Source organism: Pseudomonas serbica, from assembly GCF_028823535.1.
GTDB classification, from domain to species: domain Bacteria; phylum Pseudomonadota; class Gammaproteobacteria; order Pseudomonadales; family Pseudomonadaceae; genus Aquipseudomonas; species Aquipseudomonas serbica.
Genome location: NZ_JAQIYM010000006.1, coordinates 142,463 through 168,899 on the forward strand (window position 1 = coordinate 142,463; position 26,437 = coordinate 168,899).

The window sequence follows — 26,437 nt, forward strand, 5'->3', positions numbered from 1 at the left end:
GGAAGACGATGAAAGTTCTATTTCTGGTGCAGAAAGATCAGCGGGCCATCCTGGACCGTCTGTACGATGGCGTGGCGGCTCATTGCGAGTGCGACTTGCGCTGGTTGAGCAGCGAGGAACAGCGCAACCTGCGCAGTTATTTCCGGCGTGAAGTCGATGTGTCCCGGTACGACCGGATCGTGTTTTTCCTGCGGTTCAAGCAGGAAATCCGCCAGGTCGGATTTATCCGTACGATTCCCAACCTGGTCATTCTCGAACACGATGCCTACCAGAACTACATTCCTTGCAAGTACACCGGCAAGTTCAGCGCGCACTACCGTCGCCTGCCGTGGGCGCGAGTCATCAGTTCCGGCTTCGTTGTCACCGAACGCCTGCGTGCAGAGGGTTTCGATGCGGTGTTCGTGCCCAAGGGCTACGACCAGACGCAGCTTGCGGATCAGGGGCGCGAGCGCGATATCGAGCTGGCGTTCGTCGGCAGTACCAACAGTGTTGCCTACAGCGGTCGAAAAGCCCTGCTCGATGAGCTGGGTCGCGTCGAGCCCCTGGTAGTGACTCGCACCAAATCCGGCGAGGAGTACCGCGATACGCTCAACCGCATTCGCTTTTTCGTCAGTGCCGACGTCGGCATGGGCGAGTTCATGATCAAGAATTTCGAGGCCATGGCCTGTGGCTGTGTATTGCTGGCCTATGACCAGGGCGCGGCGGAAAACCAGGCGCTGGGTTTGCAGGATATGCACAACGTGGTGTTCTACCAGGACATCGCACAGCTCCAGGAGAAGCTGGCCAGATTACGCAGCGACCCGCAACTGGCGCAGCGCATCGCTCACAATGGTCGGGAGCTGGCGGTCAGCCAATTCAGCTTTGCACGCATCGGCCAGCGTATCGTCGAAGAACTTGAGCCTGCACTGCGTCCTAGAGCGCCTTTGAGTCTGTTGGAAAGAATTCGACTCAATTTGGGTGTTTGACAAGCGTTGGCCAGCCATTGATATTGCTGGCCACTTCTAATTTGTCGAGACAACCGTGCATTTTTCCCCCGAGAGTGACATCACGCTAGTGGTCACAAGCTGTGGTCGCCTTGATCTGCTCAAGACCACACTCGAGAGCTTCGATCGATTCAATACGGCGCCCATCCGCGAAGTGTTCATTACCGAGGATGCAGGTGACCAAGGGGTTCATGCGGTCATTCCAGCCCACTGGAAGGATCACTGCACGGTGTTCGTCAATCGTCCAAAGCTGGGTCAGCTGGCGTCCATCGATCTGGCGTATGAACACGTCAGCACGAGCTACATCTTCCATTGCGAGGATGACTGGGAATTCTATCGCCCGGGGTTTGTGGAAGACTCCATGACCATTCTCCAATTCCGCCCGGAAATCCTGCAAGTGTGGTTGCGTAGCTATACTCATGACCTGCGGGTTCACAGTCCCTATATTCATCTGGGGCCACAGGAAGTCGTCGGTGGGGTGGCTTGCTATCCATTGATCTCCGACAAGCCGGAATGGCAGGGGTTCTCGCTGAACCCGGGCTTGCGCCGGGTCAAGGAATATCGATTGTGCGCACCATTTTCGGGGCACGCTGGCGAGAAAGCGCTGTCACAGCGATACGCACTGTTGAATCTGACTGCACTCACGCTTGAAGCGGACGCAGTCATGCACACCGGGTTTGGCCTGCACGTGCAAACGCCTGTCGAGCGACAGCGCAAGGCGCGTCGCAGCCGGCGCGAACAGGTCAAGTTCGTATTGTTTTTGTTGTTGGGAGTCTGCATTGGTTGGTCCATCAAGTAGCTACACCGCAGCTTATCCCCATAACCTTCTGTATTGGCTGCTTGCCCTATGAGTATTCTCAACGTGATGTGGGCCGGCGGTGCTCCGTTTGCTTCGATCCACAAGGTGCATCAGCAGATACTGTCGCAGGCCTTGCCATCAGCTCCGGTCAAAACCTGGTTGCTTCAGGGGGGCGCCTCCGAATGTGGAGTGAACGTTGGTGAGATCCGCGAATGGGGGCTGTCTTCTGCTCGTTTGAAAGGGCGGCATTTCTGGCGATTGACCAAGCCCTGGATGCGAGCCCGGTTTCACCGTGCCCTCCAGGAGAGCGACGCGCGTCTGCTGTTGCTCGACGGGTTGGGAGTAGCGCGCACGCTGTTGCCGATACTCAAGGCGTTGCCGCATATCCGCGTCGTGGTCATTTTTCATGGATCGACCCGACTGCATGCGGGTGATCGCGCGCTCTTCCAGCAGCTCCCGTCTTCACAACTGGCCTTGGCCGCCGTGTCGAACACCCTCGCAACCTCGCTGAGTCGTGACTTGCAGGTACCGGTCGTGACATTGCGCAGTGCCTTTGAGCCTACCGCCTTCCGGCGTGCTTTGCTTTCTCGGGAGGAGGCGCTGATGCGGTTGGGCCTGTCTGCTAACGGTGGGCCAGTATTGGGGGCCGTGGGACGCCTGGTTTCCGAAAAGGGCTTCAATTGCCTGCTCGATGCTTTTGCGGCGGCATTGCAGGAGCGTGCTGACCTGAGGCTGGTCATCATCGGGGAGGGAAGCACTCGTGCCGCGCTGGAAGCGCGTATCGATGAGTTGGGGCTGCGCGAGCAAGTCTTGCTGCCGGGCCATCTCGATGACGCAGCGCGTCTTTATCGTGCGTTCGACTGGGTTGCAATCCCATCGCGGGAGGAAGGTCTGGGGCTCATTATGCAGGAAGCTGTCATGGCCGGCATTCCGGTGCTGTCCAGCGATCTGGCGGTATTTCGTGAGCAGTTGGCCGATAGCGGCCGGTACGCCCCGGTCGATGACGTGAACGCCTGGCGCGACGCGATCCTGCGCGCGTTCAGCGTCTCTGCCGAAGCGGTCGCTGCTGATCAATTCCAGGCGTTAGGGCCGGATCAAGCCTGGCTGAGCTTCAGCCAGACCGCCCGTGCGCTACTCTCATGAGGGCAGCACTGCCTGCTCCAATGCTTGCATCGGAAAGGTGTCGTTCAGGTTCTCGCGCGCAATATAGCGTGCGAAGTGCTGCAGGTTGCGTTTGATCAGATGCCGAGGCAAGGGTGCTCGCAGGAAGCGCATGTCAGCCACATCAATCAGGCCCATTTGATTGTCGGGCGTGATCACGATGTTGCCCAGATGCAGCGACCGGAAATAGATCCCCGATTGATGAAGGCGGCGTATCAGTCCGGCCAGTTCGGGCAAGGCTTGTGGCCAGTTGAAGCCTTCCTTGTTAGCGATCTGGCGCAGGGTCTCGCCTGGTAGTGGCTGGTACAGCACGGCTGTCATGCCGGGCGCCTGCAGTCGGTAATACTGCAGAACCTGCAAGGTCGGTACACCGAGTTTTTGCAGCTCGACTGCATTGTCGATGAAGCGTTTCGAATAGGGCCGAAACAAGGCGGATGAGAAAATACGCTTGCGACGAAACAGTTTGAGGATATTCCCATCTTGCAACAGGTAGACTTTTGGCCCGTAACTGTCGGCCTCCAGTACTTTGGCACCGTCAATCATTTGATTTAGGGCGGCTTGAGGGAGCCGGGAACATTGCATCGTAGAAAGCCTTGTTGGAAGAACGGGGCGCCGTGGCGGGCAATGATGCCGAAAAAATTCAGCTTTAACCATGTCGGGTTGGGTGAGCGAACGCTTACAGGAGCAATTTGATGCAAGAAACTCGTTGGGCGCAAGCATGGATGACAGTAGGTCTTTTGTGGTTTTTGTTGGCCATCGCCATTGCGCCTACCAACAAGCTCTATCAGCAAGGCTTGGTGGTGTTTCTCTGGTTGCCTGCAATCATGCTCTGCTGGTCCGCACGGGTCCGGCTTCGGGAATTGTTCCATGACCAGCGCTGGATCTACCTGCCGTTGCTGGGGCTGGTGATCTGGTCACTGCTCAGTCTTTCATGGTCGAACACGCCTGATCCTGATCGCGCAGCCAAGCGCGTGCTGTACATCGTGGTGTTCCTGTTGTTCTTTCCGGTTTTCGCCAATGCCCGACCCGAGCGCGTGATCCGCGTCATGCAATGGGGAGGTATAGGGCTGGCTGTCACGGCGCTGGTGGCGATCGTCAAATTTTATGGAATGCATGGCAACGTCTGGGTTTCACGCGTGGAAGGGCTGGGCGAATTGTCCCATCCGATCCTGGGCGGCTACGTCATCGGGCTGGCAGCCGTGTGGCTGGTACTCTGGACACCGCGTACGGGCTTGATGCAGGTAGTCTGTGCCCTTGCATTGGGCGTTCTGGGGATATTTGTCCTGCTCAGCCAGAGTCGCGGCGCGGCCCTGGCACTGTTTCTCACGATACTGGCCATGCCGATCTGGTGCCGTGACCGACGCAGTCGTCTCGTCGCGGCGCTCGCACTGATCATCGCGATGCTGGCGTTCTGGCTTTTCGAATCCCTGGTCCTGTCGCGCGGTGTTTCCTATCGCCCGCAGATCATGATGGCCAGTTTGCAAATGATCGCTGAACATCCATGGCGGGGCCTGGGCCTCGGTAGTAACTACAGGGTGTTCGCCGATGGGCAGTCTTTTGACCACGCCCATAACCTGTTCACCCACGTGGCCATCGAATTGGGCCTGCCAGGTTTATTGTTGTGGGCGGCGACCTGGATCGCAGTTCTGCGCGAGGCCTGGAAGGTTCGGGAAACGCTCTATGCCAAGGGAATCATCGGCATCTGGTTGTTCTCTACCCTGGCGATGCAATTCGATGCCGCCAGCCTGAACGGTACACCGAGGGCCGAATGGTTCATCAGTTGGTTACCCATTGGCCTGGCCAGTGTTTTGGTATGGGCTCGGGCCAATCCCGACGCTTGTGATAAAATTTCGCGTTCTTCCTAACCAGTGAGCTCTACGATGAGTGACGCACCGCCCAAAGCGGGACAGGACTCCAGCCTGAAAATCTATTTTCGGCTGCTGGGGTATGTAAAACCTTATCTCGGCCTTTTCTTGCTGAGTATCGTAGGCTTCGTGATTTTTGCCTCCACACAGCCGATGCTGGCGGGGATTCTCAAGTATTTCGTCGATGGCCTGAGCAATCCTGAAGCGGTGCTCTTCCCCGACGTCCCGTATCTGAAGGACTTGCAGCTGTTGATGGCCGTGCCATTGCTGATCATCCTGATCGCGGCGTGGCAAGGCCTGGGCTCTTTCCTCGGCAACTATTACCTGGCGAAGGTTTCGCTGGGGCTGGTGCACGACCTGCGGGTCGAGTTGTTCAACAAATTGCTGGTTCTGCCAAACCGCTATTTCGATACCCATAATTCCGGGCATCTGATCTCGCGCATCACGTTCAACGTGACCATGGTGACCGGTGCCGCTACCGATGCTATCAAAGTGGTGATCCGCGAAGGCCTGACCGTGGTCTTCCTGTTTGCCTACCTGCTGTGGATGAACTGGAAACTGACCATCGTGATGCTGGCCATCCTTCCGCTGATTGCACTCATGGTGGGTAATACCAGCAAGAAATTCCGCAAGCAGAGCAAGAAGATCCAGGTGGCCATGGGCGACGTGACCCATGTGGCGTCCGAAACCATCCAGGGGTATCGCGTGGTGCGCAGCTTCGGTGGCGAGAGCTACGAAGAACGGCGTTTCGCCGAGGCCAGCCAGGGCAATACCGATAAGCAACTGCGCATGACCAAGACCGGTGCGGTCTACACGCCGATGTTGCAGCTGGTGATCTACACCGCCATGGCCGTGTTGATGTTCCTGGTGCTGTTCCTGCGCGGCGATGCAACCGCCGGTGACCTGGTGGCCTACATCACTGCGGCGGGTCTGCTGCCCAAGCCGATCCGTCAGCTGTCGGAAGTCAGTTCGACCATTCAGAAAGGTGTCGCCGGTGCCGAAAGCATTTTCGAGCAACTGGACGTTGAGCCGGAAGTCGACCACGGTACCGTTGAGCGCGACCGCGTCAATGGCTACCTGGAAGTGCGCAATCTGAGCTTTACCTATCCAGGCACAGAGCGTGAGGTGCTGAAGAACATCAGCTTCACCGCGGCGCCAGGCCAGATGATCGCGTTGGTTGGTCGCTCTGGCAGCGGCAAATCGACACTCGCCAGCCTGATACCGCGCTTCTACCATCATGAAGTCGGCGAAATCCTGCTCGATGATGTCGAAATCGAAGACTACCGTTTGCGCAATCTGCGTCGGCACGTAGCGCAAGTCACACAGCATGTAACCCTGTTCAACGACACCATTGCCAACAATATCGCCTACGGTGACCTGGCTGGCGCACCTCGCGCCGACATTGAGAAGGCTGCCGCGGACGCGTACGCAATGGACTTCATCGCGCAGATGCCACAAGGCCTGGATACCCAGGTCGGGGAAAACGGCGTACTGCTGTCCGGCGGTCAGCGCCAGCGCCTGGCGATTGCCCGTGCCTTGCTGAAAAATGCTCCGTTGTTGATTCTCGACGAAGCCACCTCGGCGCTCGATACCGAGTCCGAGCGTCACATTCAAGCAGCGCTGGATCAGGTCATGAAGGGGCGTACCACGCTGGTCATCGCTCACCGGTTGTCGACCATCGAAAAGGCCGACCTGATTCTGGTAATGGATCAGGGCGAAATCGTCGAGCGTGGCACGCACACGCAATTGCTGGCACAAAATGGCTACTATTCGCGCCTGCATGCGATGGGGCTCGATACCCCGGCGGAAGACATCGCCTGATACCGACATCAGGGTGAGCCTGGCTCACCCTGATGCCCTGCCCGCGTGCAATGCGCCACGTGAGTGTATCCACGGTTTTTGCTCAATAATTGATCAAAAAGCCTTGCCGCAAGATCCCGTTGCAGCCGTCTCACAAGCCTGTGCCCACCCTGTGTTAATATCGCGCCCCTGTTCATTTTGTATGTGGGTTGCTCCATGAAGTTGTCCATGCCGCGATTCGATCAAGCCCCTGTCTTGGTGGTCGGCGATGTCATGCTCGACCGTTACTGGCATGGTGGTACCTCACGGATTTCCCCTGAGGCGCCAGTACCGGTAGTCAAGGTCGAACACATCGAGGACCGCCCAGGCGGTGCCGCCAACGTTGCGTTGAACATTGCCGCCCTCGGCGCCCCGGCCTCTCTGGTGGGTGTGACTGGCGACGATGAAGCCGCCGACAGCCTGGTCAATAGCCTCAAGGGTGCCGGTGTGCGTGCGTTGTTCCAGCGCATTGCCCACCAGCCGACCATCGTCAAGCTGCGGGTCATGAGTCGTCACCAGCAACTGCTGCGGATCGATTTCGAAGAACCGTTCGCCACCGATTCCCTGGCGTTGTCCGTGCAGGTCGACGAGCTGCTCGAAGGCATCAAGGTGCTGGTGCTGTCCGACTACGGCAAAGGCGCGCTGAAAAACCATCAGGTATTGATCCAGGCCGCCCGTGCCCGTGGCATTCCGGTGCTTGCCGATCCCAAGGGCAAGGACTTCTCCATTTATCGCGGTGCGAGCCTGATCACGCCGAACCTCAGCGAATTCGAAACCATCGTCGGTGGTTGCGCCGATGAGCACGAATTGGTGAGCAAGGGCGCGCAGCTGATGCACGACCTGGACCTTGGCGCCTTGCTGGTGACCCGTGGTGAGCACGGCATGACCCTGCTGCGCCCGGATCATCCGGCATTGCACCTGCCGGCACGCGCCCGTGAAGTGTTCGACGTGACCGGTGCTGGCGATACGGTTATTTCCACCTTGGCAGCGGCGATTGCCGCGGGTGAGGAACTGCCGCATGCGGTGGGCCTGGCCAACCTGGCGGCCGGCATCGTGGTTGGCAAGCTTGGTACGGCGGCTATCAGTGCGCCGGAACTGCGTCGGGCTATCCAGCGTGAAGAAGGTTCCGAGCGCGGTGTGCTGGGCCTGGAACAGCTGTTGCTGGCAGTCGACGATGCGCGTGCGCATAACGAGAAAATCGTCTTCACCAACGGCTGCTTCGACATCCTGCATGCCGGGCATGTGACGTACCTGGAGCAGGCGCGGGCGCAAGGCGATCGCCTGATCGTTGCGGTCAACGACGATGCGTCGGTCAGCCGCCTGAAAGGGCCTGGCCGGCCGATCAACAGTGTCGACCGGCGAATGGCGGTGCTCGCAGGTCTGGGCGCAGTCGATTGGGTGATCAGCTTCGCTGAGGGCACACCGGAGAACCTGCTGCGTGAGGTCAAGCCGGACGTGCTGGTCAAAGGTGGAGACTACGGGATAGACCAAGTGGTCGGTGCAGACATCGTGACCGCCTACGGCGGGACCGTGAAAGTGCTGGGGTTGGTGGAAAACAGCTCCACGACCGCAATTGTCGAGAAGATCCGCAAGTCAGAATAAAGCCCTTGTAGGAGCGAGCTCGCTCGCGATGGACGTTAACGATAACGCGGGCTACCTGATTCAACGCGGTGCCCCTACTTCCATCGCGAGCAAGCTCGCTCCTACAAGGCACGCGGTACGATCTTCTTGAGCAGTTGCCTGGCCTTGCCACGCAATCGCGCCAATCCAGAAGCCTTATCCGGTGGCGTCAAACCTTGCTGGCGCACCCAGTCCTTCCAGCGAATTCGCTCATCTTTCACCAGCCAGCCTTCCTGCCGGGCAAAGCTTTCCGCCAGGTACAATCCGCGCGTGCTTGCCGGGTGCAACTGATCCTTTTTCAAGGTGTAGAGCTCGGCCAAGGGGTGGCCGTCCTGTAATGGCATCAGGTACAGGTCGGGACGCTTGCGATCCAGGCGGGCCACCAGTTGATCGCCTTCCAGGCGTTCGTCGACGTGAAACAGGCTCAGGGACTTCGCTTCCTTGGGCACCTCCAGGCGCAAGTCATAGATCAATTGCAGCGAGGCGGTCGGCAAGTGCACGTAGGCCCGTGGCCGTTCGATCAATGGCAGGTTGGCGCAGCGCACCGGACGTGCCGAGCCGGACAGCGGCGACAGGCGAAACGGCAGGGCTTCGCGATAGTGCAGGGCGCTCGAGTAGGGCGCGGGTAGCCAGGTGTCGTTGAAGCGTCCGCCGAGCCAGCCTTCCGGGGTTTCCAGCAGGCATTCCTCGGCAATTTCCTGGATGGCCGTGTGCAGCGGCAGGTTCAGCTCATGGGCTGGCACGTAGCCGGAAATCAGCTTGAGCACCACGTCGCCGCGGTCCTGCCGCCGTTGGCGCACCAGCACCCAGTAATCGCGATTCTGCCAATGCAGTGTCAGGCGTACCGAAACCCCGAGATTGGCCAGTTCAACGGAAAACCGATCCTTGTCGGCGACGGTCACCGGACGCCGACGTTGGAGGATCTGGGAAAAATTCAACGGCCTCCCGACGCTCTGATAACTCAGGCCTTCGGGAGTCGCTTCGACGAATAACGGCAGGGTCTTGAAGTTGCTCGGGTTCTTTCTAATGAGCGTACGCGGCATGTCGGCTCCTGCTTTAGGCCGCGTGGGGCGGCATCAGTTGCTACGTAGGACCTGGGCAACGGTCGCCACGTTATGGGCGAGGTGCAGCGGATTGATCGTTCCGACAATAGCACTGGCCACGCCGGGATGTTCGAACAACAACTCGAAACTGGCGCGCACCGGGTCCACGCCTGGACTCAGGCACACATGACCGCTGGCGAGGGCTTTTTTGACCAGAATGGCTTTGCCGTGAGCAGCAGCATAGTCAATGACGGCCTTTTCGGTTTGCTCGTTCAGATTGTAGGTGACCATCGCGCAATCACCTTGCTCCAGCGCCTTCAAGCCGCCTTCAACGGTTTTGCCGGAAAACCCGAAGCCGCGAATCTTGCCTTCGGCCTTGAGCGCGGCAAGCGTTGCATAGACTTCGCAGTCGTTGAGGATGGCCAGGTCGTTGCCGTCGGAGTGCACCAGCACCAGGTCGATAAAATCGGTTTCAAGACGTTGCAGGCTGCGTTCCACCGAGAGGCGGGTGTGCCCGGCACTGAAATCGTGCCGGGACAGCCCGTCGGCAAACTCTTCGCCGACCTTGCTGACGATTACCCAATCCTGACGCTGACCCCGCAGCAGCGGGCCGAGGCGCTCTTCGCTGCGACCATAGGCCGGAGCGGTGTCGATCAGGTTGATGCCCATATCACGCGCGAGTTTGAGCAGCATGCGCGCTTCGTCATCATCGGGGATCTGGAAACCGTTAGGGTATTTCACCCCTTGATCGCGGCCGAGTTTTACCGTGCCCAGGCCCAGGGGCGACACCAGCAAGCCGGTGCTGCCCAGGGGCCGATGCAGGTCGTGCAAAGTGGGTTGGCTCATGGCAGCAGTTGCTCCCAGGCTGGCACGCCCATTGGCGGTTTTGGCAGCGCCGGCAACGCGCTGGCCGGACCCGGTTGAATACCATCGCGGGCGAGGCTGGCGAATACCCGGTCGGCGAAGTCCGGCGCCAGTGCCAGTTTGGTTGGCCAGCCCACCAACAGGCGACCTTCCTCGGCAACAAAGGCGTTGTCGGGACGGGTCAGCCCCGATTGCAATGGCTCCGCGCGGTCCACGCGCAAGGTTGCCCACTGCACGGTGCTGAGGTCGATCCATGGCAATAACTGACCCAGTTCTTTCTGTGCGGTGGCGATCTGTTCGGCGGGCTCGCGGGCCACGCCTTCGGCTTCGGCGATGTCGCCGCCCAGGTACCACACCCACTGGCCATCGGCCGCCGGGTGCGTGGTCACGGTAATCCGCGGTTTGGTTCCGCCACCCAGGCAATGGGCGTACAGCGGCTTGAGGCTCGGGCCCTTGGCGATGATCATGTGCAGCGGGCGGCGTTGCATGGCGGGCTGGGTCAACCCCAGCGCTTCGAGCAGCGCCGCGGTTCCGCCGCCAGCGCTCAAGACGATGCGTTGGGCGCGGATCTCGCGTTCGTCCACCTTCAGGCCAACCAGCACGCCGCCCTCCAGCAGCGGCTCGATCTTCTGTCCGGCGAGCAGACCGTCACCCGCGAGATCAGCCAGGCGCTGGATCAGGCTTGGCACATCGATCACCAGTTCCGCCAGGCGATAGACTTTGCCCTTGAAACGTTTGTCTTGCAGGGCCGGTGGCAATTGGTCGCCCTTGACCTGATCGACGCGACCGCGCACGGCTTTGCTGGCGAAGAAGCTGGTGAGGTTGCCGGCAATCGTCCCGGGGGACCAGAGGTAGTGGGCTTCGGAGAGTAGGCGCACACCCGACAGGTCCAGTTCGCCGTTCCCGGCCAGGGCTTCGCGCCAGCGACGGGGCATGTCGGCGATGGCTTCGGAGGCGCCGGTCAGGGCACCATGCAGCGCGTACTTGGCGCCGCCATGGATGATGCCCTGGGACTTCACACTCTGCCCGCCGCCGAGGCTGGCGCTTTCCACCAGCACGGTCGAGAAACCCTGGCGGCGCAGGCGCGCGTTCAGCCAGAGGCCGGCGACACCAGCGCCGACAATGAGAACGTCGGTGGAAATAACGGATGGCATGCAGCGACCTCAGTGTTCAAGACGAAGGCGCAGTATACAGACTCGAAGAAGCGTGGATTTGTTGGTGATCAATTGTGGGAGCGGGCTTGCTCGCTCCCGCAAAAGATTGTGCGCGTGTTTTAGTGCCCGGCAGTCTTGGAGAACAACTGGATGACCACAACCCCCAGCACGATCAGCGCCATCCCCAGCATCGCCGGTACGTCCAGCTTCTGCCCGTAGATAAACAGCGCCGCGACGCTGACCATCACGATGCCCATGCCGGCCCATACCGCGTAAGCCACGCCCACCGGCACGCTGCGCACCACCAGGGTCAGCATCCAGAAGGCGATGCCGTAGCCGACGATCACCAGCAACAGCGGCAACGGGGTGCTGAAGCCCTTGACCGCTTTCATCGAAACAGTGGCAATCACTTCGGCGCAGATGGCAATGGCCAGGTAGTAGTAAGCGGTCATGGGTCAATCCTCGTATGAAGTGTTGCTTGCTGAGTTCGGCATTCTAGAGGTTCTCCAGATGCGGTAAAGTCATTACCTATCTGTCCTGAAGATGGGTTTGCCAATGCAATGGGATCTGGAACAACTGCGCTTGTTTGTCGGTGTGGCGGAGCAGCGTTCGTTTTCTGCCGTGGCGCGGGACCAGCGCAAAGCCCAGTCGGCGGTCAGCAGTGCGATTGCCCTGCTGGAGGAAGATCTCGGCGTGAGCCTGTTCGACCGCAGCAGCGGCCGCCAGCCGAAACTCACCGAAGCTGGCAACGCCTTGTTGGAAGAGGCACGGGAAGTGCTGCGCCAATGCGAGCGCCTCAACGGCCGGGCGCTGGCAATGATGCGCGGCCAGGAGGCTCGCCTGCGTCTGGCCCAGGACGAGGCGATGCCTTACCAACCCGTCATTGAAAGCTTTGAAGCCCTGGCGGAAAAATTCCCCAGCCTTGAAGTGCAACTGACCAGCGCTGCCCAGGGCGATGTGGCGCGCAAGCTGGTGGAGCGTCGAGCCGATCTGGGCTTGCTGTTTTACCACGATCAAATTCCCGAAGCCCTTGAGCGGCGGGTGCTGGGCAGCGTCGAGATGGTCACGGTGTGCGGTGTCGGGCATCCGTTGGCGGTAAAGGCTGAAGTGAACTGCCAGGAACTGGCGCAGCATCGCCAGTTGCTGATGTCCACGCAGTCCAGCGTCTACCCCGGCAGCGAGCCGGCCAGCCCGCAAGTCTGGCGGGCCGACAGTTTTTACGTGATGGCCGAATGGCTGGTCCGTGGCCTCGGCTGGGCGTGGCTGCCGCGGCACGTCGTGCAGTACTCGGCGTACCAGGGTTTGATGGTCGAACTGGCCAGCGAATGGACTCCGCCGGCGCTGGTGGTGGAATTGGTCTGGCGCCGCGACGAACCCCTGGGCCCGGCCGCTCGCTGGCTGGCGGAACGTTTTGCCGTGCACTTGCAGGCGATCGGCGAAAAACCCGATAAACTCCGCCGCCATGAATAGAACTCTCTACACCGCGCTGTTTTACCTGGGGCTGCCATTGGTGGCGATTCGGCTGTGGCTGCGTTCGCGCAAGGCCCCGGCCTATGCCAAGCGCATCGGTGAGCGTTTTTCCTACGCGATGCCGACAATGAAGCCCGGTGGAATTTGGGTGCATGCGGTGTCTGTGGGCGAAAGCATTGCCGCCGCGCCGATGATTCGCGCCTTGCTGCAACGTTATCCACAGCTGCCGATCACCGTGACCTGCATGACTCCCACCGGTTCGGAGCGCATCCAGGCGTTGTTCGCCAATGAGCCGCGCATCCAGCACTGCTATTTGCCGTACGATTTGCCGTGCGCCGCCAAGCGTTTTCTTGATCGGGTCCAGCCGAAACTGGCGGTGATCATGGAAACCGAACTCTGGCCCAACCATATCCATCAATGTGCCAAGCGCGGGATTCCCGTGGCCCTGGCCAATGCGCGACTGTCCGAGCGTTCGGCCAGGGGCTACGGCCGCTTCGGTAAACTGACCGGGCCGATGCTCGCCGAGATGAGCCTGTTTGCGGTGCAGACCGAAGCCGAGGCCCAGCGTTTTCGTCAGTTGGGCGCGCGAACGGATACCGTCGAAGTCACCGGCTCGATCAAGTTCGACCTGACCATCGACCCGCAACTGTTGCAACGTGCCGCCGATTTGCGCGGGCAATGGCAGGCGCACGAACGCCCGGTGTGGATTGCCGCCAGCACCCATGATGGCGAAGACGAGGTGGTACTGGCAGCCCATCGCCAGCTGCTCGCGAGCCATCCAGATGCCTTGCTGATACTGGTGCCGCGCCACCCTGAGCGTTTCAATTCGGTATTCGAGTTGTGTCGCCAGCAGGGCTTTGCCACGGTTCGGCGCTCCAGCGCCGAAGCGGTTACCGCCGGCACGTCGGTGTTGTTGGGTGACACCATGGGCGAGTTGCTGTTTCTCTACGCCTTGGCCGATACCGCATTCGTCGGCGGCAGCCTGGTGCCAAATGGCGGGCATAACTTGCTTGAGCCGGCAGCGTTGGCCAAGCCGGTGCTCAGTGGCCCGCACCTGTTCAACTTCCTTGAAATCGCCGCGCAGTTGCGCAGCGCCGGGGCGTTGCAGGAAGTGGAAGATGCCCAAGGGCTGGCGTTGGCGGTGCAGCGCCTGTTCGAATTGCCGCGCGATGCGCAGCGGATGGCCGAGGCGGGGTTGAAGGTGATGCGCGCCAATCAGGGGGCGCTGCAGCGCTTGCTGGATGGGCTGGGGCGGTTGATCGACCGCTGACCTGTAGGAGCCGGCTTGCTGCGGGCGGCTCCTACAGGAACTGTGTCAAGGCCTGGCTTTGAGTTGTTCAGCCGCAGCCTTCGCCAGGTCCGGCGGCAGGAAGTCCTTGTCCGGGTTGTAGTTGGGATTGAGCCAACGCGCCAGGTCCTGCAAATCCCCCGGGTTCAACGTACCGGCCTGCTGCTTCAAGCGCAGGTTGTCGAGGATGTAGTCGTAGCGGGTGTTGTTGTAGTCGCGTACCGAGGTGTAGAGCGAGCGCTGCGCATCCAGCACGTCGACGATGTTTCGCGTACCCACCTGATAACCGATTTCGGTCGCTTCCACCGCACTCTGGTTGGAGATGATCGACTGCTTGCGCGCCTGTACCTGCTCGACATCGGTGTTCACCGCGCGGTGCAGGTCGCGGGTGTTTTCGACGATCTGCCGGCGCAGGGATTCGCGTTGCTGCTCGGTCTGGTCCAGTTGCGCATAGGATTGGCGCACCTGGGAGTTGATCAGGCCGCCGCTGTAGATCGGGATGTTGAGTTGCAGGCCCACAGTCGTTTGCTCGACGTTACCGCCATACGCCTGGGGAAAGCCGTTCGGGTTGCTGAAGCCCAACGCATCGTTGTCGCCTTTTTCGTATTGCGCCACGGCGTCGAGGGTCGGTGCATGGCCGGCCTTGCGCTGCTTGAGGGTTTGCTCGGCAGCGCTGACGGCGTAGTTGCTGGCCAGCAGGTTGAGGTTCTGCTTGGCCGCCGTTTCCACCCAGGCCTTGGCGTCGTTCGGCGCGGGGGGCAGGATCGGCAGGTTGTGGCTGATGCCCTGGATCGACTTGTACTGACGGTTGGTCAGGGTGATCAGGGCTTCGAAGGCATCGTCCACCTGGCGCTGGGCAACGATGCGGTTGGCGCGTGCCGTGTCGTAGCTGGCTTGCGAGTTCAGCACGTCGGTCTTGTCCGAGAGGCCGACATCGAAGCGCTCGTTGGACTGATCCAGTTGACGCTTGAACGCGGCTTCCTCGGCCTTGGTCGAGGCCAGGTTATCCTGGCTGCGCAGTACGTTGAAGTAACTGTCGGCCGTCTGCAGGATCAGGTTTTGCTGGGTCGCGGAGAGCTGCAGCGCAGCCTGTTCGTTGACGTCCTTGGCGGCCTGGAACTGGAACCAGCGGTCGGCGCGGAACAGCGGTTGCGCCAGGGTCGCCTGGTACGAATGGGCATTGCGGTTGGTCGTGGCCGAAGGCTGGTCGATTGCCGTGCGCACGTTGGCAACATTGGCACCGCCCGACAGGTTGGGCAGCAACCCGGCGCGGGCCTGGGGTACGACTTCTTTCTGGGCGCCATATTGGGCGATGGCGGCGGCGAGGTCGGCGTTGTTGTTCACCGCTTCCTGATAAACGCTGACCAGGTCGGTCCTGGTCGATAAGGGCGCTTCTGCTGCCCAGGCCATTCCATTGGACGCACAAGACACGGCAAGGGCCAGTGAGAGTTTGCGCAGCATAGGCGTTCCCTAGTAAAAATATTACACAAGTAATTTGAGCGCCAAGGCTAAGGCGCTGCCTGTGCAACGTCAATGCGCAGCTTGGCGTAGCGAGTGTAGTTGTGCATTGGAGCGGCAACAATCCTGCCGCTCCCGGTAATTGCGCCATTCATCATGGTGTTTGCAACGGGGTTGGCGTTCTTTGCCAGTTGTGTCTAGACTGGCCGGGTTCTTGTCGGGGTGCCTTGCTATGAGGCTGAGATCGAATAATTTCGGATCCCGTTGAACCTGATCAGGTTAGCGCCTGCGTAGGGAACAAGATTTCTCGTCACCCGGCGAGTCCTCTTGTGCTTCGTCCGGGATGTTGTTCGACAATCGAACACCCCTCGAGCACTGAGCACAGCACCAACAGCGTTGTCATGGCTGATTGGTCGCGTCCATTCGTTACAGGTTCGCTCCGACAAAATTCCACTGCCTGGATGCTGTCTGGAGAGCCCGTGATGACTACAAAAGAAAAAATCGCCACCAACCTGAGTGACTCGGCCAAGGTCGATCAACAATCGGTGCAGCCGTTTACCCGCTCGCAAAAAATCTATGTCCAGGGCACTCGTCCGGACATCCTCGTGCCAATGCGTGAAATCAGCCTCGACGTGACGCCGACCGACTTCGGTGGTGAGGTCAACGCGCCGGTTGTGGTGTACGACACCTCGGGCCCGTACACCGACCCCAACGTCATCATCGACGTGCGCAAAGGCCTGGCCGATGTGCGTTCGCCATGGATCGAATCCCGTGGCGACACCGAGCGCCTGAGCGGCCTGAGCTCCAACTTCGGCCAGGAACGCCTTGCCGATCCGGAACTGACCAAGCTGCGTTTTGCCCACGTGAACAACCCGCGTCGCGCCAAGCCGGGCGCCAACGTCAGCCAGATGCACTACGCGCGCAAAGGCATCATCACCGCCGAGATGGAATACGTCGCCATCCGCGAAAACATGAAGCTGGAAGTGGCCCGCGCCGCCGGCCTGCTGGACCAGCAACACGCCGGTCACAGCTTCGGCGCCAGCGTACCGAAAATCATCACCCCTGAATTTGTCCGTGACGAAATCGCCCGCGGTCGCGCGATCATTCCGGCCAACATCAACCACACCGAACTGGAACCGATGATCATCGGCCGTAACTTCCTGGTGAAGATCAACGGCAATATCGGCAACAGCGCCCTGGGTTCGTCCATCGAAGAAGAAGTGGCGAAATTGACCTGGGGCATTCGCTGGGGTTCGGACACGGTCATGGACCTGTCCACCGGTAAACACATTCACGAAACCCGCGAGTGGATCATCCGTAACTCGCCGGTACCGATCGGTACGGTGCCGATCTACCAGGCCCTGGAAAAAGTCGGCGGCGTGGCCGAAGACCTGACCTGGGAGCTGTTCCGTGACACGCTGATCGAGCAAGCTGAGCAGGGCGTCGACTACTTCACCATCCACGCCGGCGTATTGCTGCGCTACGTGCCGATGACCGCCAAGCGCGTGACCGGCATCGTTTCCCGTGGCGGTTCGATCATGGCCAAGTGGTGCTTGGCGCACCACAAGGAAAACTTCCTCTACACCCACTTCGAAGACATCTGCGAAATCATGAAGGCCTACGACGTCAGCTTCTCGCTGGGCGATGGCCTGCGTCCGGGCTCGATTGCCGACGCCAACGACGAAGCGCAGTTCGGCGAACTGGAAACCCTCGGCGAGCTGACCAAGATCGCCTGGAAACACGACGTGCAGTGCATGATCGAAGGCCCGGGCCACGTGCCGATGCAGTTGATCAAGGAGAACATGGACAAGCAGCTGGAGTGCTGCGACGAGGCGCCGTTCTACACCCTCGGCCCGCTGACCACCGACATCGCGCCGGGCTACGACCACATCACCTCCGGTATCGGTGCGGCGATGATCGGCTGGTTCGGTTGCGCCATGCTCTGCTACGTCACGCCCAAGGAACACCTGGGCCTGCCGAACAAGGATGACGTGAAGACCGGGATCATCACCTACAAGATCGCCGCTCACGCCGCCGATCTGGCGAAGGGGCACCCGGGCGCACAGATCCGTGACAACGCCTTGAGCAAGGCGCGTTTCGAGTTCCGCTGGGAAGATCAGTTCAACCTGGGCCTTGATCCGGACACCGCGCGTTCGTATCACGATGAGACGCTGCCGAAGGATTCGGCCAAGGTCGCGCACTTCTGCTCCATGTGCGGACCGAAATTCTGCTCGATGAAAATCACCCAGGAAGTCCGCGAGTATGCGGCCAACCAGCGGATCGAAGCGGTTGACGTGGATGTCGCCCAGGGCATGGCCGAACAGGCTGAGCGCTTCAAGCAGGAAGGCAGTCAGCTGTATCAGAAAGTTTGATCCCGCACTGATCGTTCCCACGCGGAGCGTGGGAACGATCACAACACAACAACAAATGTCCCTCTGAGATAACACCCCTTGAGCATTCAACCCAGCACTTACTCACCCGACATCGCGGTGCCAACCGACAGGCGTGTCTTCGGCGGCCGCGATCTGTTTTCCCTGTGGTTTTCCCTGGGCATCGGCCTGATGGTCCTGCAGACCGGCGCGCTGCTTGCGCCCGGCCTGGGCCTGTCCGGCTCGCTGCTGGCGATTTTCCTCGGCACACTGGTCGGCGTCCTGCTGCTGGCTGCGGTCGGCGTGATCGGCAGCGACACAGGCCTGTCATCGATGGCTGCGCTCAAGCTCAGCCTCGGCAGCAAAGGCGCGAGCCTGCCGGCGGTACTGAACCTGTTGCAACTGATCGGTTGGGGCTCATTCGAAATCATCGTCATGCGCGATGCCGCCAGCCTGTTGGGCGCCAAAGCCTTCAGCGATGGCAGCCTGATGTCCAATCCTGTGCTGTGGACCCTGTTCTTCGGCGCCCTGGCGACCCTGTTGGCCGTCAGTGGCCCGTTGACCTTTGTACGCCAGATCCTGCGCAAATGGGGCATCTGGCTGCTGCTGGCCGCGTGCATCTGGCTGACCTGGAACCTGTTCGCCAAAGCTGATCTGGCCGCCTTGTGGGCACAGGCAGGTGACGGTTCGATGCCGTTCGCGGTGGGCTTCGACATTGCTATCGCGATGCCGCTGTCATGGCTGCCACTGATTGCCGACTACTCGCGTTTCGGCAAGCGTGCGAAGAATGTCTTCGGCGGTACGGCGATCGGCTTCTTTATCGGTAATTTCTGGCTGATGAGCCTGGGCGTGGCCTACACCCTGGCATTCGCGCCGAGTGGCGAAGTCAATGCCTTGCTGTTGGCATTGGCAGGCGCGGGCCTCGGGATTCCGCTGCTGCTGATCCTGCTGGATGAATCGGAAAACGCCTTCGCCGATATTCACTCGGCAGCGGTTTCCAGCGGGATTCTGTTGCGCCTGAAAGTCGAGCACCTGGCCTTGGCCATCGGCGTGATCTGTACCCTGATCGCCTTGCTGGCGCCCCTGGCCCAGTACCAGAACTTCCTGCTGTTGATCGGTTCGGTGTTCGCGCCGCTGTTCGGCGTGGTGCTGGTGGATCACTTCATCCTGCGCAAACGCAGCGGCAAGGTGGCGTCAGCTGCATTGCGCTGGCCAGCGCTGCTCGCCTGGCTGGGTGGGGTCAGCACCTATCACTTGCTGGCCAATCTGTATCCGGACATCGGCGCAACCCTGCCGGCGTTGATCCTGGCAGGGCTGTTGCAGCTGGTTCTGGGCCGGGCCTTCAGTTACGGCCGGGAAACAGCTCGGGCTTGATGATGCCATTCAGGCGGGGGTAGGGGATCTTCAGTTCGACATGGCCCAGCGCGTAAGGCGCAATGCTGCTGGTTTCGTACTTGAGGATCACCCCGCCATAGGTCAGTGCCACGTTCTGGGTTTTCTGGAACGGCCAACTCTTGACGAACTCCGGTTCCTGATCGAGCTTGGTGCTGATCAACCAGCTGTTGTGGGCCACCTGTGCGGCTTTCCAGAACGCCTCTTCCTGCCCGGGTACCAGCATGTCCGACAGTGTCAGCACCTTTTGCTGCTGGCGCGAATAGTTGATGAAACCTCGACCCGGCGTGCCATGGGCACCGCCGGTGTCCAGGTAGCTGGACAACTCGATGATCACCAAGCCGTCATGCTGCTCACGTACCTTGGCCTGCAGGTAAATGCTGTTGCGCGGACCTGCAGTGCGCAAAAACTGTTCGCGATAGGCCGCCAGCGTCGGTGCTACCGGGGCGTCGGGCGAGGTGCGGGTCATTTGCAGCAGGCGTTTTTCGATGATGCCGTCCAGAGCAGGCTCGGCGGGGAAATGCAGGGTGTCGATGTTCACCAGCGGACAGTCCTGGTCCGTACAGCCTGGCTTGAGTTGCTCGGTGGCGTCGCGGGTGGTTTCCAGCGGCGCGCGATAATTGGGCTGGAACAGGCTCTGGCAAGCGCCCAGGATCAGGGCGAGAGCAGCCACGGAGGCAATTTTAAAAAGCGACATGGGCGTCCTTCATAAAACAGGGAAAGGCAAAAAGTTACCCGCTTCGACTATCAACGGAGCAGTCAGTTCGCCACTAAGCTAATTAGAGTGGGTTTCGACCTCACCGTCCATCCCGCTGAAGGTAAAGGGGCTGCATCAAACCTCATGGGCGCGTTAGGATGGCGCGAAGTCGAGGCTGGAGCCTCGGTGTCAGATACGAGGATTGTCATGACTGATTTTGCCAAAGCCATTCCGACCGCCGTGGATATCGTTCGGCGCGAAAAGTGCTTCGAGGGTTTCTACAAGCTCGATCGCGTGCACTTGCGCCACGAATTGTTCGCCGGCGGTATGAGCCGCGAAATCAGCCGTGAACTGTTCGTGCGCCACGATGCGGTGTGCATGCTGCCCTACGACCCCCTGCGCGATGAAGTGGTGCTGATCGAGCAGTTTCGTGTCGGTGCCCTGGGCAAGACCGACAATCCGTGGCTGGTCGAACTGGTCGCTGGTCTGATCGACAAGGATGAGCAACCGGAAGAAGTTGCTCACCGCGAAGCGCAGGAGGAAGCTGGGCTTGTCATCGGTGCACTGTGGCCGATGACCCGGTATTTTCCATCGCCGGGCGGCAGCAACGAATTCGTGCATTTGTACTTGGGACGTTGCGATAGTAGTGGGGTAGGCGGCCTGCATGGGCTGGAGGAAGAGGCTGAAGATATTCGCGTCACGGTGTGGGCTTTCGAAGATGCCCTGCAAGCCGTACGCGACGGACGTATTGCCAACGCGCCCAGCATCATTGCCTTGCAATGGCTGGCACTGAACCGCGTTGAAGTGAGGGGGCTATGGTCGTAAACAAGCTGCGCGATCGCTATCGGGTGGACCTCGTGGGGCTGCAGGCGTCCTGCGAGGCGAACTACGCGCGCCTGATGCGACTGTTGCCGGACATGCGCAATGAGCCCGCGGCGCGGCGTATCGCCGTGACCCATGGCGACCAGATGCTCGGCGTGCTGGCGCTGGAAGTGCTGCAGGTCTGTCCCTACACCACGACCCTGCAGGTGCGCCAGGAGCACAGCCTGCCCTGGCTGCCGGTGCCGCAACTGGAAGTGCAGGTCTACCACGACGCGTGTATGGCCGAAGTGGTCAGCGCCGAACATGCGCGGCGCTTTCGCGGCATCTATCCTTACCCGAACGCCTCGATGCACCAGCCCGACGAAAAGGCCCAGTTGAACATGTTCCTGGGCGAGTGGCTGAGCCATTGCCTGGCGTTGGGGCACGAGTACGAAGTGGTCCGTTGATGTTCTTGTGAACTGCGTCAGGTTCGCGGATTCCCCTTTTTCGTCATCCCCCAGCATAATTGCGCCATTATCCAATCCCGCGATCACGCCCTGGGAGAACGCCTTGCCGAGCGTATCCAACTTGACCACAGCCGATACGGCGATGCTGGTGCAACTCTCCGACAGTCACCTGTTCGCCGAAGCGGACGGCTCGCTGCTGGGCATGAATACCCGAGACAGCCTGCAAAAAGTCATCGAATTGGTGCGCGTGCAGCAGCCTCGGATCGATCTGGTCCTGGCCACCGGCGATTTGTCACAAGACGGCACGCTCGAATCCTACCAGCAGTTTCGTGAGCTGAGCCGACAGCTCGACGCGTCGGCGCGCTGGATTCCCGGCAATCACGACGAGCCACGGATCATGGCCGAGGCGGCGGTGCAGAGTGCCTTGCTGGAGCCCGTAGTGGACATCGGCAACTGGCGGGTCACGCTGCTCGATTCGGCAGTGCCAGGCTCGGTGCCGGGGTATTTGCAGGACGAACAGTTGCAACTGCTGGCCCGCTCTGTGAGTGAAGCGCCAGAACGGCACCACCTGGTGTGCCTGCACCATCACCCAGTGTCGATCGGCTGTGCGTGGATGGAACCGATCGGGCTACGCAATCCCGAAGCTTTTTTTGAAGTTCTGGATCGTTTTCCACAGGTGCGTGCCGTGCTGTGGGGGCATGTGCATCAGGAAATCGATCAATTGCGTAACGGCGTGCGTCTGATCGCCTCGCCATCGACCTGCATTCAGTTCGAACCGGGCAGCGAAGACTTCAAGGTCGGGGAGCAGGCGCCGGGGTATCGCTGGTTGCGGCTGTTGCCGGATGGGCGGCTGGAAACCGGCGTGGAGCGCGTCACTGGCTTTGATTTTCAGCCCGACTACGGCTCCAACGGCTACTGACGCATCCTTTGTAGGAGCTGGCTTGCCAGCGAAGAGGCCGTCACGATCAACATCATTGTTGCTTGAGAATCCGCTTTCGCTGGCAAGCCAGCTCCTACAGGGATCGCATTTCATCGCCACCCAACGCGCCAAAGTCCCTGTAAACTGCGCCTCTTTACCCGACGCACAGGGAACTCGAATGTCCGGCTCGATCCTTTATATCCACGGCTTCAACAGCGCGCCTGCGTCGAAAAAGGCCACTCAGTTGAGCGAAGTGATGGAACGCCTGGGCTTGATCGACCAGTTGCGTGTGCCAGCCTTGCATCACCATCCCCGCGAGGCCATCGGTCAGCTGGAGCAGGCGATTGGAGCGCTCGGGCGGCCACTGCTGGTCGGCAGCTCGCTCGGCGGCTACTATGCGACGCACCTGGCCGAGCGCCATGGCTTGAAAGCCCTGTTGATCAACCCCGCTGTCAGTCCACACCGGATGTTCGATGGATTCCTGGGGACACAGAAGAACCTGTATACCGACGAGACCTGGGAAATGACCCACGACCACGTGACGGCCCTCGCCGAGCTGGAAGTGCCGGCACCCCAGGATCCGCAACGCTATCAGGTATGGTTGCAAACCGGTGACGAAACGCTGGACTATCGCCTCGCCCAGCAGTATTACCGGGCCTGTGCCTTGCGCATCCAGGCTGGTGGCGACCATGGTTTCCAGGGTTTTGCCGAGCAGCTTCCGGCGATGCTGAGTTTTGCCGGCATTGGCGCAGATTTGTATCAGGCGATTGATTTCACCGCGCTGTGAAACCTTGCCCCTATTTTCAATGAAAGACTGACGACGAGACCCCATGGCCACTCCCAGCGCTAGCTCTTATAACGCCGACGCCATCGAAGTCCTCTCGGGCCTCGACCCGGTGCGCAAACGCCCCGGCATGTACACCGACACCAGTCGGCCGAACCACCTCGCCCAGGAAGTCATCGACAACAGCGTCGACGAAGCCTTGGCCGGGCATGCCAAATCGGTGCAGGTCATCCTCCACGCCGATCACTCGCTGGAAGTCAGCGACGACGGCCGTGGCATGCCGGTGGACATTCACCCCGAAGAAGGTGTTTCCGGGGTCGAGCTGATCCTCACCAAGCTTCATGCGGGTGGCAAGTTTTCCAACAAGAACTACCAGTTCTCCGGCGGTCTGCACGGGGTGGGTATTTCGGTGGTCAACGCCTTGTCGACCGAAGTGCGGGTGCGTGTAAAGCGTGACGGCAACGAATACCAGATGACTTTCGCCGACGGTTTCAAGAAAACCGAGCTGGAAATCATCGGTACGGTCGGCAAGCGCAACACCGGGACCAGCGTGTTCTTCGCGCCGGACCCGAAATACTTCGACTCACCGAAGTTTTCCATCAGCCGCCTCAAGCACGTACTCAAGGCCAAGGCCGTCCTGTGCCCGGGGTTGCTGGTCAGTTTTGAAGACAAGGCCACCGGCGAAAAAGTCGAATGGCATTACGAAGATGGCCTGCGTTCCTACCTGGTCGACGCGGTCAGCGAGTTCGAGCGCCTGCCGGACGAGCCGTTCTGCGGCAGCCTGGCCGGCAACAAGGAAGCCGTTGACTGGGCACTGCTGTGGCTGCCGGAAGGTGGCGACGCGGTGCAGGAAAGCTACGTCAACCTGATCCCGACTGCCCAGGGCGGTACCCACGTCAATGGCCTGCGCCAGGGCCTGCTCGACGCCATGCGCGAGTTCTGCGAGTTCCGCAGCCTGTTGCCACGCGGCGTGAAGCTGGCGCCGGAAGACGTCTGGGAACGCATCGCTTTTGTGCTGTCGATGAAGATGCAGGAGCCGCAATTCTCCGGCCAGACCAAGGAGCGTCTGTCGTCCCGCGAAGCCGCGGCGTTCGTCTCCGGTGTGGTCAAGGACGCGTTCAGCCTGTGGCTCAATGCGCACCCGGAAACCGGTCTGGCGCTGGCGGAGCTGGCGATCAACAACGCCGGTCGTCGCCTGAAGGCCAGCAAGAAGGTCGAGCGCAAGCGCATCACGCAGGGGCCGGCGTTGCCGGGCAAGCTCGCTGACTGCGCCGGGCAGGACCCGATGCGGTCCGAGCTGTTCCTGGTGGAAGGTGACTCCGCCGGCGGTTCGGCCAAACAGGCGCGGGACAAAGAGTTCCAGGCGATTCTGCCGTTGCGCGGCAAGATCCTCAACACTTGGGAAGTCGACGGCAGCGAAGTGCTGGCCAGCCAGGAAGTGCACAACATCGCCGTGGCCATCGGTGTCGATCCGGGCGCCGCGGACATGAGCCAGCTGCGTTACGGCAAGATCTGCATCCTCGCCGACGCCGACTCCGACGGTCTGCACATTGCCACGTTGCTGTGTGCATTGTTCGTCCAGCATTTCCGCCCGTTGGTGGATGCCGGTCATGTCTATGTCGCCATGCCGCCGCTGTACCGCATCGACCTGGGCAAAGAGATCTACTACGCCCTCGACGAAGCCGAGCGCGATGGCATTCTCGATCGCCTGGTGGCCGAGAAGAAGCGCGGCAAGCCGCAGGTCACCCGATTCAAGGGCCTGGGCGAAATGAACCCGCCGCAGCTGCGCGAAACCACCATGGACCCGAACACCCGGCGCCTGGTGCAGCTGACCTTGGGCGATAATTTCGACGCGACCTCGGAAATGATGGACATGCTGCTGGCGAAAAAACGCGCTGGCGATCGCAAGACCTGGCTGGAGTCCAAGGGCAACCTGGCGGAGGTGCTGGGCTGATGCGGCTGGGCTTTGCCCTGGCGTGTGCGTTGCTGCTGACCTCGATCACGGTGTCTGCCAAGCCGACACCGCAGCTGCGTCTGTTGTCCGAGCATGCCGTGGACGGCATGCGTGGCGGCAACCTGTCCGGGCTGGCCCAGTGCGGCACGGAGTTGTGGACGGTCTCCGACCGCGACGACGATCAGATCTATCGTCTCGAGACGGGCGACGGCGCCTGGCGTGCGGAAGCGGTAGGCATCGGCGTCCCGCCTGTGCCGGACAGCGGCTTGCCATGGGGTCTGCGGTCACGGGCCTGGGTGTCGTCGTTCGTGCGTGGCGGTGATCTGGATTTCGAAGGAATCACGTGCGACAGCGCCGGAAATCGCTATGTGGTCAGCGAGTCCCATGCGGCGGTGCTGCAAATTCCGCCAACCGGGCCGACCTCCTGGCTGAAGATTTCGCCGATCATGGTGCGCGAGGCGCGGGCCAGCGGTATGTTGCTGCGTTTCAATGCGTTGTTCGAAGGCCTGGCGATCAATCCGCAAGGTGACCAATTGTGGTTGGCTGCCGAGCGCGAGAGCCGCGGGTTGCTGCTGGTCAAGCGCAAGCAGACTGTCTGGGACTGCGACGGCGGCTGTGTGCTGCTGAGCGAAGGCGCAAAGGAAATGCAACCGGCACAATTTCCCAACGCCAGGGCGATGCCCCGGGATTTTGCCGATCTGTCATGGTTCGACGGCAAGCTGTTTACCCTCGAGCGCAACGCGTATGAGATTTGCCGTCGTGATGCGGTGACGGCCAAGGTCGAACGCTGCTGGTCGTTTGCCGATGAGGCGTTGCAGGAAAACCGTCGTTATCCCCAGGACTTTGCACTGACGGAGGCCTTGATCGTGGACGCCGAGGGTGCCTGGATCGGTATCGACAACAACACCGGTGCCCGCGCCGATGGCGAGGTCCGTCCGATCGTCTGGCGCTTCGCGGCGCCTGAAGGTGGCTGGAGCGCCCAGCCATGAGCCAGCAGACCCCTGGCAAACGTGCCGGCCGGGTATTGATGGTACTGGCCTGGTGCGCCGCGCTGTTTCTGGCGACGCGGTTTTTCGGCCAGTGGGAAGAGCGCCAACAGAATCCGAATGTGGTCGTCAGTTCGGAGCGCGGTGAGGGATTCGTCGAAGTGAAACTGGTCAGCAACGGTCAGGGACATTTCGTTGCCAGCGGCCATATCAATGGCCAGCCGGTGAATTTCATGCTCGATACCGGGGCGACCGATGTGGCGATCCCGGCGCAAATGGCCGAACGGCTGAAACTGGAACAAGGCTTCGGGGTGACCCTGAGCACCGCCAACGGTCGCACCGAGGGTTATCGAACCCGCGTCGACCGCCTGCAACTGGGCGATATTGTGCTGCGTGATGTGCGCGCCATCGTCGTGCCGGGCCTGGATGGCGAACAAGTGCTGCTCGGTATGAGCGCGCTGAACAAACTTGAATTTACCCAGCGCGGTGGCACCATGCTGCTGCGCCAGACAACGAACCGATGA

Annotated in this window: 24 protein-coding genes and 1 riboswitch; of the genes, 17 read left to right on the top strand and 7 right to left on the bottom strand. The window is 60.7% G+C overall.

What is annotated here, in order from left to right; all coding sequences use genetic code 11:
* Window positions 1-8 precede the first annotated feature (8 nt).
* The 3 genes from NQL71_RS11465 to NQL71_RS11475 are packed head-to-tail and all read left to right on the top strand — an operon-like array spanning window position 9 to window position 2,925.
* Window positions 9-965, top strand: a complete 957-nt coding sequence (locus NQL71_RS11465) for a glycosyltransferase (RefSeq protein WP_046819879.1) — start codon at window positions 9-11, stop codon at window positions 963-965.
* A gap of 55 nt (window positions 966-1,020) precedes the next feature.
* A complete protein-coding gene (locus tag NQL71_RS11470; protein ID WP_274642663.1) occupies window positions 1,021-1,782 on the top strand; it encodes a glycosyltransferase family 2 protein in 762 nt (253 codons plus the stop codon).
* A gap of 48 nt (window positions 1,783-1,830) precedes the next feature.
* On the top strand, window positions 1,831-2,925 hold the full coding sequence (locus NQL71_RS11475; protein ID WP_274642664.1) for a glycosyltransferase: 1,095 nt from the start codon (window positions 1,831-1,833) through the stop codon (window positions 2,923-2,925).
* Here NQL71_RS11475 and NQL71_RS11480 read toward each other — a convergent pair.
* Window positions 2,920-3,486: a BUD32 family EKC/KEOPS complex subunit gene (locus NQL71_RS11480; RefSeq protein WP_235431890.1), complete on the bottom strand. Its 567-nt coding sequence runs from the start codon at window positions 3,484-3,486 to the stop codon at window positions 2,920-2,922. The genes NQL71_RS11475 and NQL71_RS11480 overlap by 6 nt on opposite strands.
* A gap of 149 nt (window positions 3,487-3,635) precedes the next feature.
* On the opposite strand from NQL71_RS11480, the gene NQL71_RS11485 reads away from it, so the two are divergent.
* From NQL71_RS11485 to hldE, 3 genes are all read left to right on the top strand, one after another.
* Window positions 3,636-4,808: an O-antigen ligase family protein gene (locus NQL71_RS11485; RefSeq protein ID WP_046819875.1), complete on the top strand. Its 1,173-nt coding sequence runs from the start codon at window positions 3,636-3,638 to the stop codon at window positions 4,806-4,808.
* Between the two features lie 15 nt (window positions 4,809-4,823).
* The gene (gene msbA / locus NQL71_RS11490) at window positions 4,824-6,629 is read left to right on the top strand and encodes a lipid A export permease/ATP-binding protein MsbA (protein WP_274642665.1); all 1,806 of its coding nucleotides are present in this window, start codon (window positions 4,824-4,826) and stop codon (window positions 6,627-6,629) included.
* A 195-nt stretch (window positions 6,630-6,824) separates the two neighbouring features.
* Window positions 6,825-8,249: a bifunctional D-glycero-beta-D-manno-heptose-7-phosphate kinase/D-glycero-beta-D-manno-heptose 1-phosphate adenylyltransferase HldE gene (gene hldE, locus NQL71_RS11495; protein ID WP_046819873.1), complete on the top strand. Its 1,425-nt coding sequence runs from the start codon at window positions 6,825-6,827 to the stop codon at window positions 8,247-8,249.
* Window positions 8,250-8,350: 101 nt separating this feature from the next.
* On the opposite strand, the gene NQL71_RS11500 is transcribed toward hldE, so the two are convergent.
* From NQL71_RS11500 to NQL71_RS11515, 4 genes are all read right to left on the bottom strand, one after another.
* On the bottom strand, window positions 8,351-9,310 hold the full coding sequence (locus NQL71_RS11500) for a metal ABC transporter ATPase (protein WP_274642666.1): 960 nt from the start codon (window positions 9,308-9,310) through the stop codon (window positions 8,351-8,353).
* Window positions 9,311-9,343: 33 nt separating this feature from the next.
* Window positions 9,344-10,156: an aldo/keto reductase gene (locus NQL71_RS11505; protein WP_077185411.1), complete on the bottom strand. Its 813-nt coding sequence runs from the start codon at window positions 10,154-10,156 to the stop codon at window positions 9,344-9,346.
* Window positions 10,153-11,328, bottom strand: coding sequence for an NAD(P)/FAD-dependent oxidoreductase (locus NQL71_RS11510; RefSeq protein ID WP_077185410.1), 1,176 nt, complete (start codon window positions 11,326-11,328; stop codon window positions 10,153-10,155). Before NQL71_RS11510 ends, NQL71_RS11505 begins: the two co-directional genes overlap by 4 nt.
* 119 nt (window positions 11,329-11,447) lie before the next feature.
* Window positions 11,448-11,780, bottom strand: coding sequence for a DMT family transporter (locus NQL71_RS11515; protein WP_008004867.1), 333 nt, complete (start codon window positions 11,778-11,780; stop codon window positions 11,448-11,450).
* A gap of 103 nt (window positions 11,781-11,883) precedes the next feature.
* Here NQL71_RS11515 and NQL71_RS11520 point away from each other — a divergent pair, with 103 nt between their 5' ends.
* A complete protein-coding gene (locus tag NQL71_RS11520; RefSeq protein ID WP_046819869.1) occupies window positions 11,884-12,798 on the top strand; it encodes a LysR family transcriptional regulator in 915 nt (304 codons plus the stop codon).
* Window positions 12,791-14,068, top strand: a complete 1,278-nt coding sequence (waaA, locus tag NQL71_RS11525) for a lipid IV(A) 3-deoxy-D-manno-octulosonic acid transferase (protein ID WP_274642667.1) — start codon at window positions 12,791-12,793, stop codon at window positions 14,066-14,068. Before NQL71_RS11520 ends, waaA begins: the two co-directional genes overlap by 8 nt.
* A 45-nt stretch (window positions 14,069-14,113) precedes the next feature.
* On the opposite strand, the gene NQL71_RS11530 is transcribed toward waaA, so the two are convergent.
* Entirely contained in the window at window positions 14,114-15,547 is a 1,434-nt protein-coding gene (locus NQL71_RS11530) for a TolC family outer membrane protein (protein WP_046819867.1), read from the bottom strand.
* A 205-nt stretch (window positions 15,548-15,752) separates the two neighbouring features.
* A riboswitch (TPP riboswitch) is annotated at window positions 15,753-15,858 on the top strand.
* Window positions 15,859-16,026: 168 nt separating this feature from the next.
* On the opposite strand from NQL71_RS11530, the gene thiC reads away from it, so the two are divergent.
* Window positions 16,027-17,916: a phosphomethylpyrimidine synthase ThiC gene (thiC, locus tag NQL71_RS11535; protein WP_274642668.1), complete on the top strand. Its 1,890-nt coding sequence runs from the start codon at window positions 16,027-16,029 to the stop codon at window positions 17,914-17,916.
* A 78-nt stretch (window positions 17,917-17,994) separates the two neighbouring features.
* The gene (gene cytX / locus NQL71_RS11540; protein WP_046819866.1) at window positions 17,995-19,287 is read left to right on the top strand and encodes a putative hydroxymethylpyrimidine transporter CytX; all 1,293 of its coding nucleotides are present in this window, start codon (window positions 17,995-17,997) and stop codon (window positions 19,285-19,287) included.
* On the opposite strand, the gene NQL71_RS11545 is transcribed toward cytX, so the two are convergent.
* The gene (locus tag NQL71_RS11545) at window positions 19,256-20,002 is read right to left on the bottom strand and encodes an RsiV family protein (protein WP_046819865.1); all 747 of its coding nucleotides are present in this window, start codon (window positions 20,000-20,002) and stop codon (window positions 19,256-19,258) included. The two genes, cytX and NQL71_RS11545, sit on opposite strands and share 32 nt — an antisense overlap.
* Window positions 20,003-20,209: 207 nt before the next feature.
* Between NQL71_RS11545 and NQL71_RS11550 the strand changes: the two genes are divergently transcribed.
* The 7 genes from NQL71_RS11550 (at window position 20,210) to NQL71_RS11580 (ending at window position 26,437) form a co-directional block, all read left to right on the top strand.
* A complete protein-coding gene (locus NQL71_RS11550; RefSeq protein WP_046819864.1) occupies window positions 20,210-20,827 on the top strand; it encodes an NUDIX domain-containing protein in 618 nt (205 codons plus the stop codon).
* Window positions 20,818-21,270, top strand: coding sequence for a DUF1249 domain-containing protein (locus NQL71_RS11555; protein ID WP_046819863.1), 453 nt, complete (start codon window positions 20,818-20,820; stop codon window positions 21,268-21,270). The genes NQL71_RS11550 and NQL71_RS11555 overlap by 10 nt, the downstream gene beginning before the upstream one ends.
* Before the next feature lie 103 nt (window positions 21,271-21,373).
* Complete coding sequence (gene cpdA, locus NQL71_RS11560) at window positions 21,374-22,189, top strand: 3',5'-cyclic-AMP phosphodiesterase (protein ID WP_046819862.1); 816 nt, start codon at window positions 21,374-21,376, stop codon at window positions 22,187-22,189.
* 178 nt (window positions 22,190-22,367) lie between these two features.
* The gene (locus NQL71_RS11565; RefSeq protein ID WP_046819861.1) at window positions 22,368-22,976 is read left to right on the top strand and encodes a YqiA/YcfP family alpha/beta fold hydrolase; all 609 of its coding nucleotides are present in this window, start codon (window positions 22,368-22,370) and stop codon (window positions 22,974-22,976) included.
* 43 nt (window positions 22,977-23,019) lie between these two features.
* The gene (parE, locus tag NQL71_RS11570) at window positions 23,020-24,927 is read left to right on the top strand and encodes a DNA topoisomerase IV subunit B (RefSeq protein ID WP_046819860.1); all 1,908 of its coding nucleotides are present in this window, start codon (window positions 23,020-23,022) and stop codon (window positions 24,925-24,927) included.
* A complete protein-coding gene (locus tag NQL71_RS11575; protein ID WP_077185407.1) occupies window positions 24,927-25,916 on the top strand; it encodes an esterase-like activity of phytase family protein in 990 nt (329 codons plus the stop codon). The genes parE and NQL71_RS11575 overlap by 1 nt, the downstream gene beginning before the upstream one ends.
* Window positions 25,913-26,437 carry a retropepsin-like aspartic protease family protein gene (locus tag NQL71_RS11580; protein ID WP_046819858.1) on the top strand — a complete coding sequence of 175 codons (525 nt, stop codon included), beginning with the start codon at window positions 25,913-25,915 and terminating at the stop codon, window positions 26,435-26,437. The genes NQL71_RS11575 and NQL71_RS11580 overlap by 4 nt, the downstream gene beginning before the upstream one ends.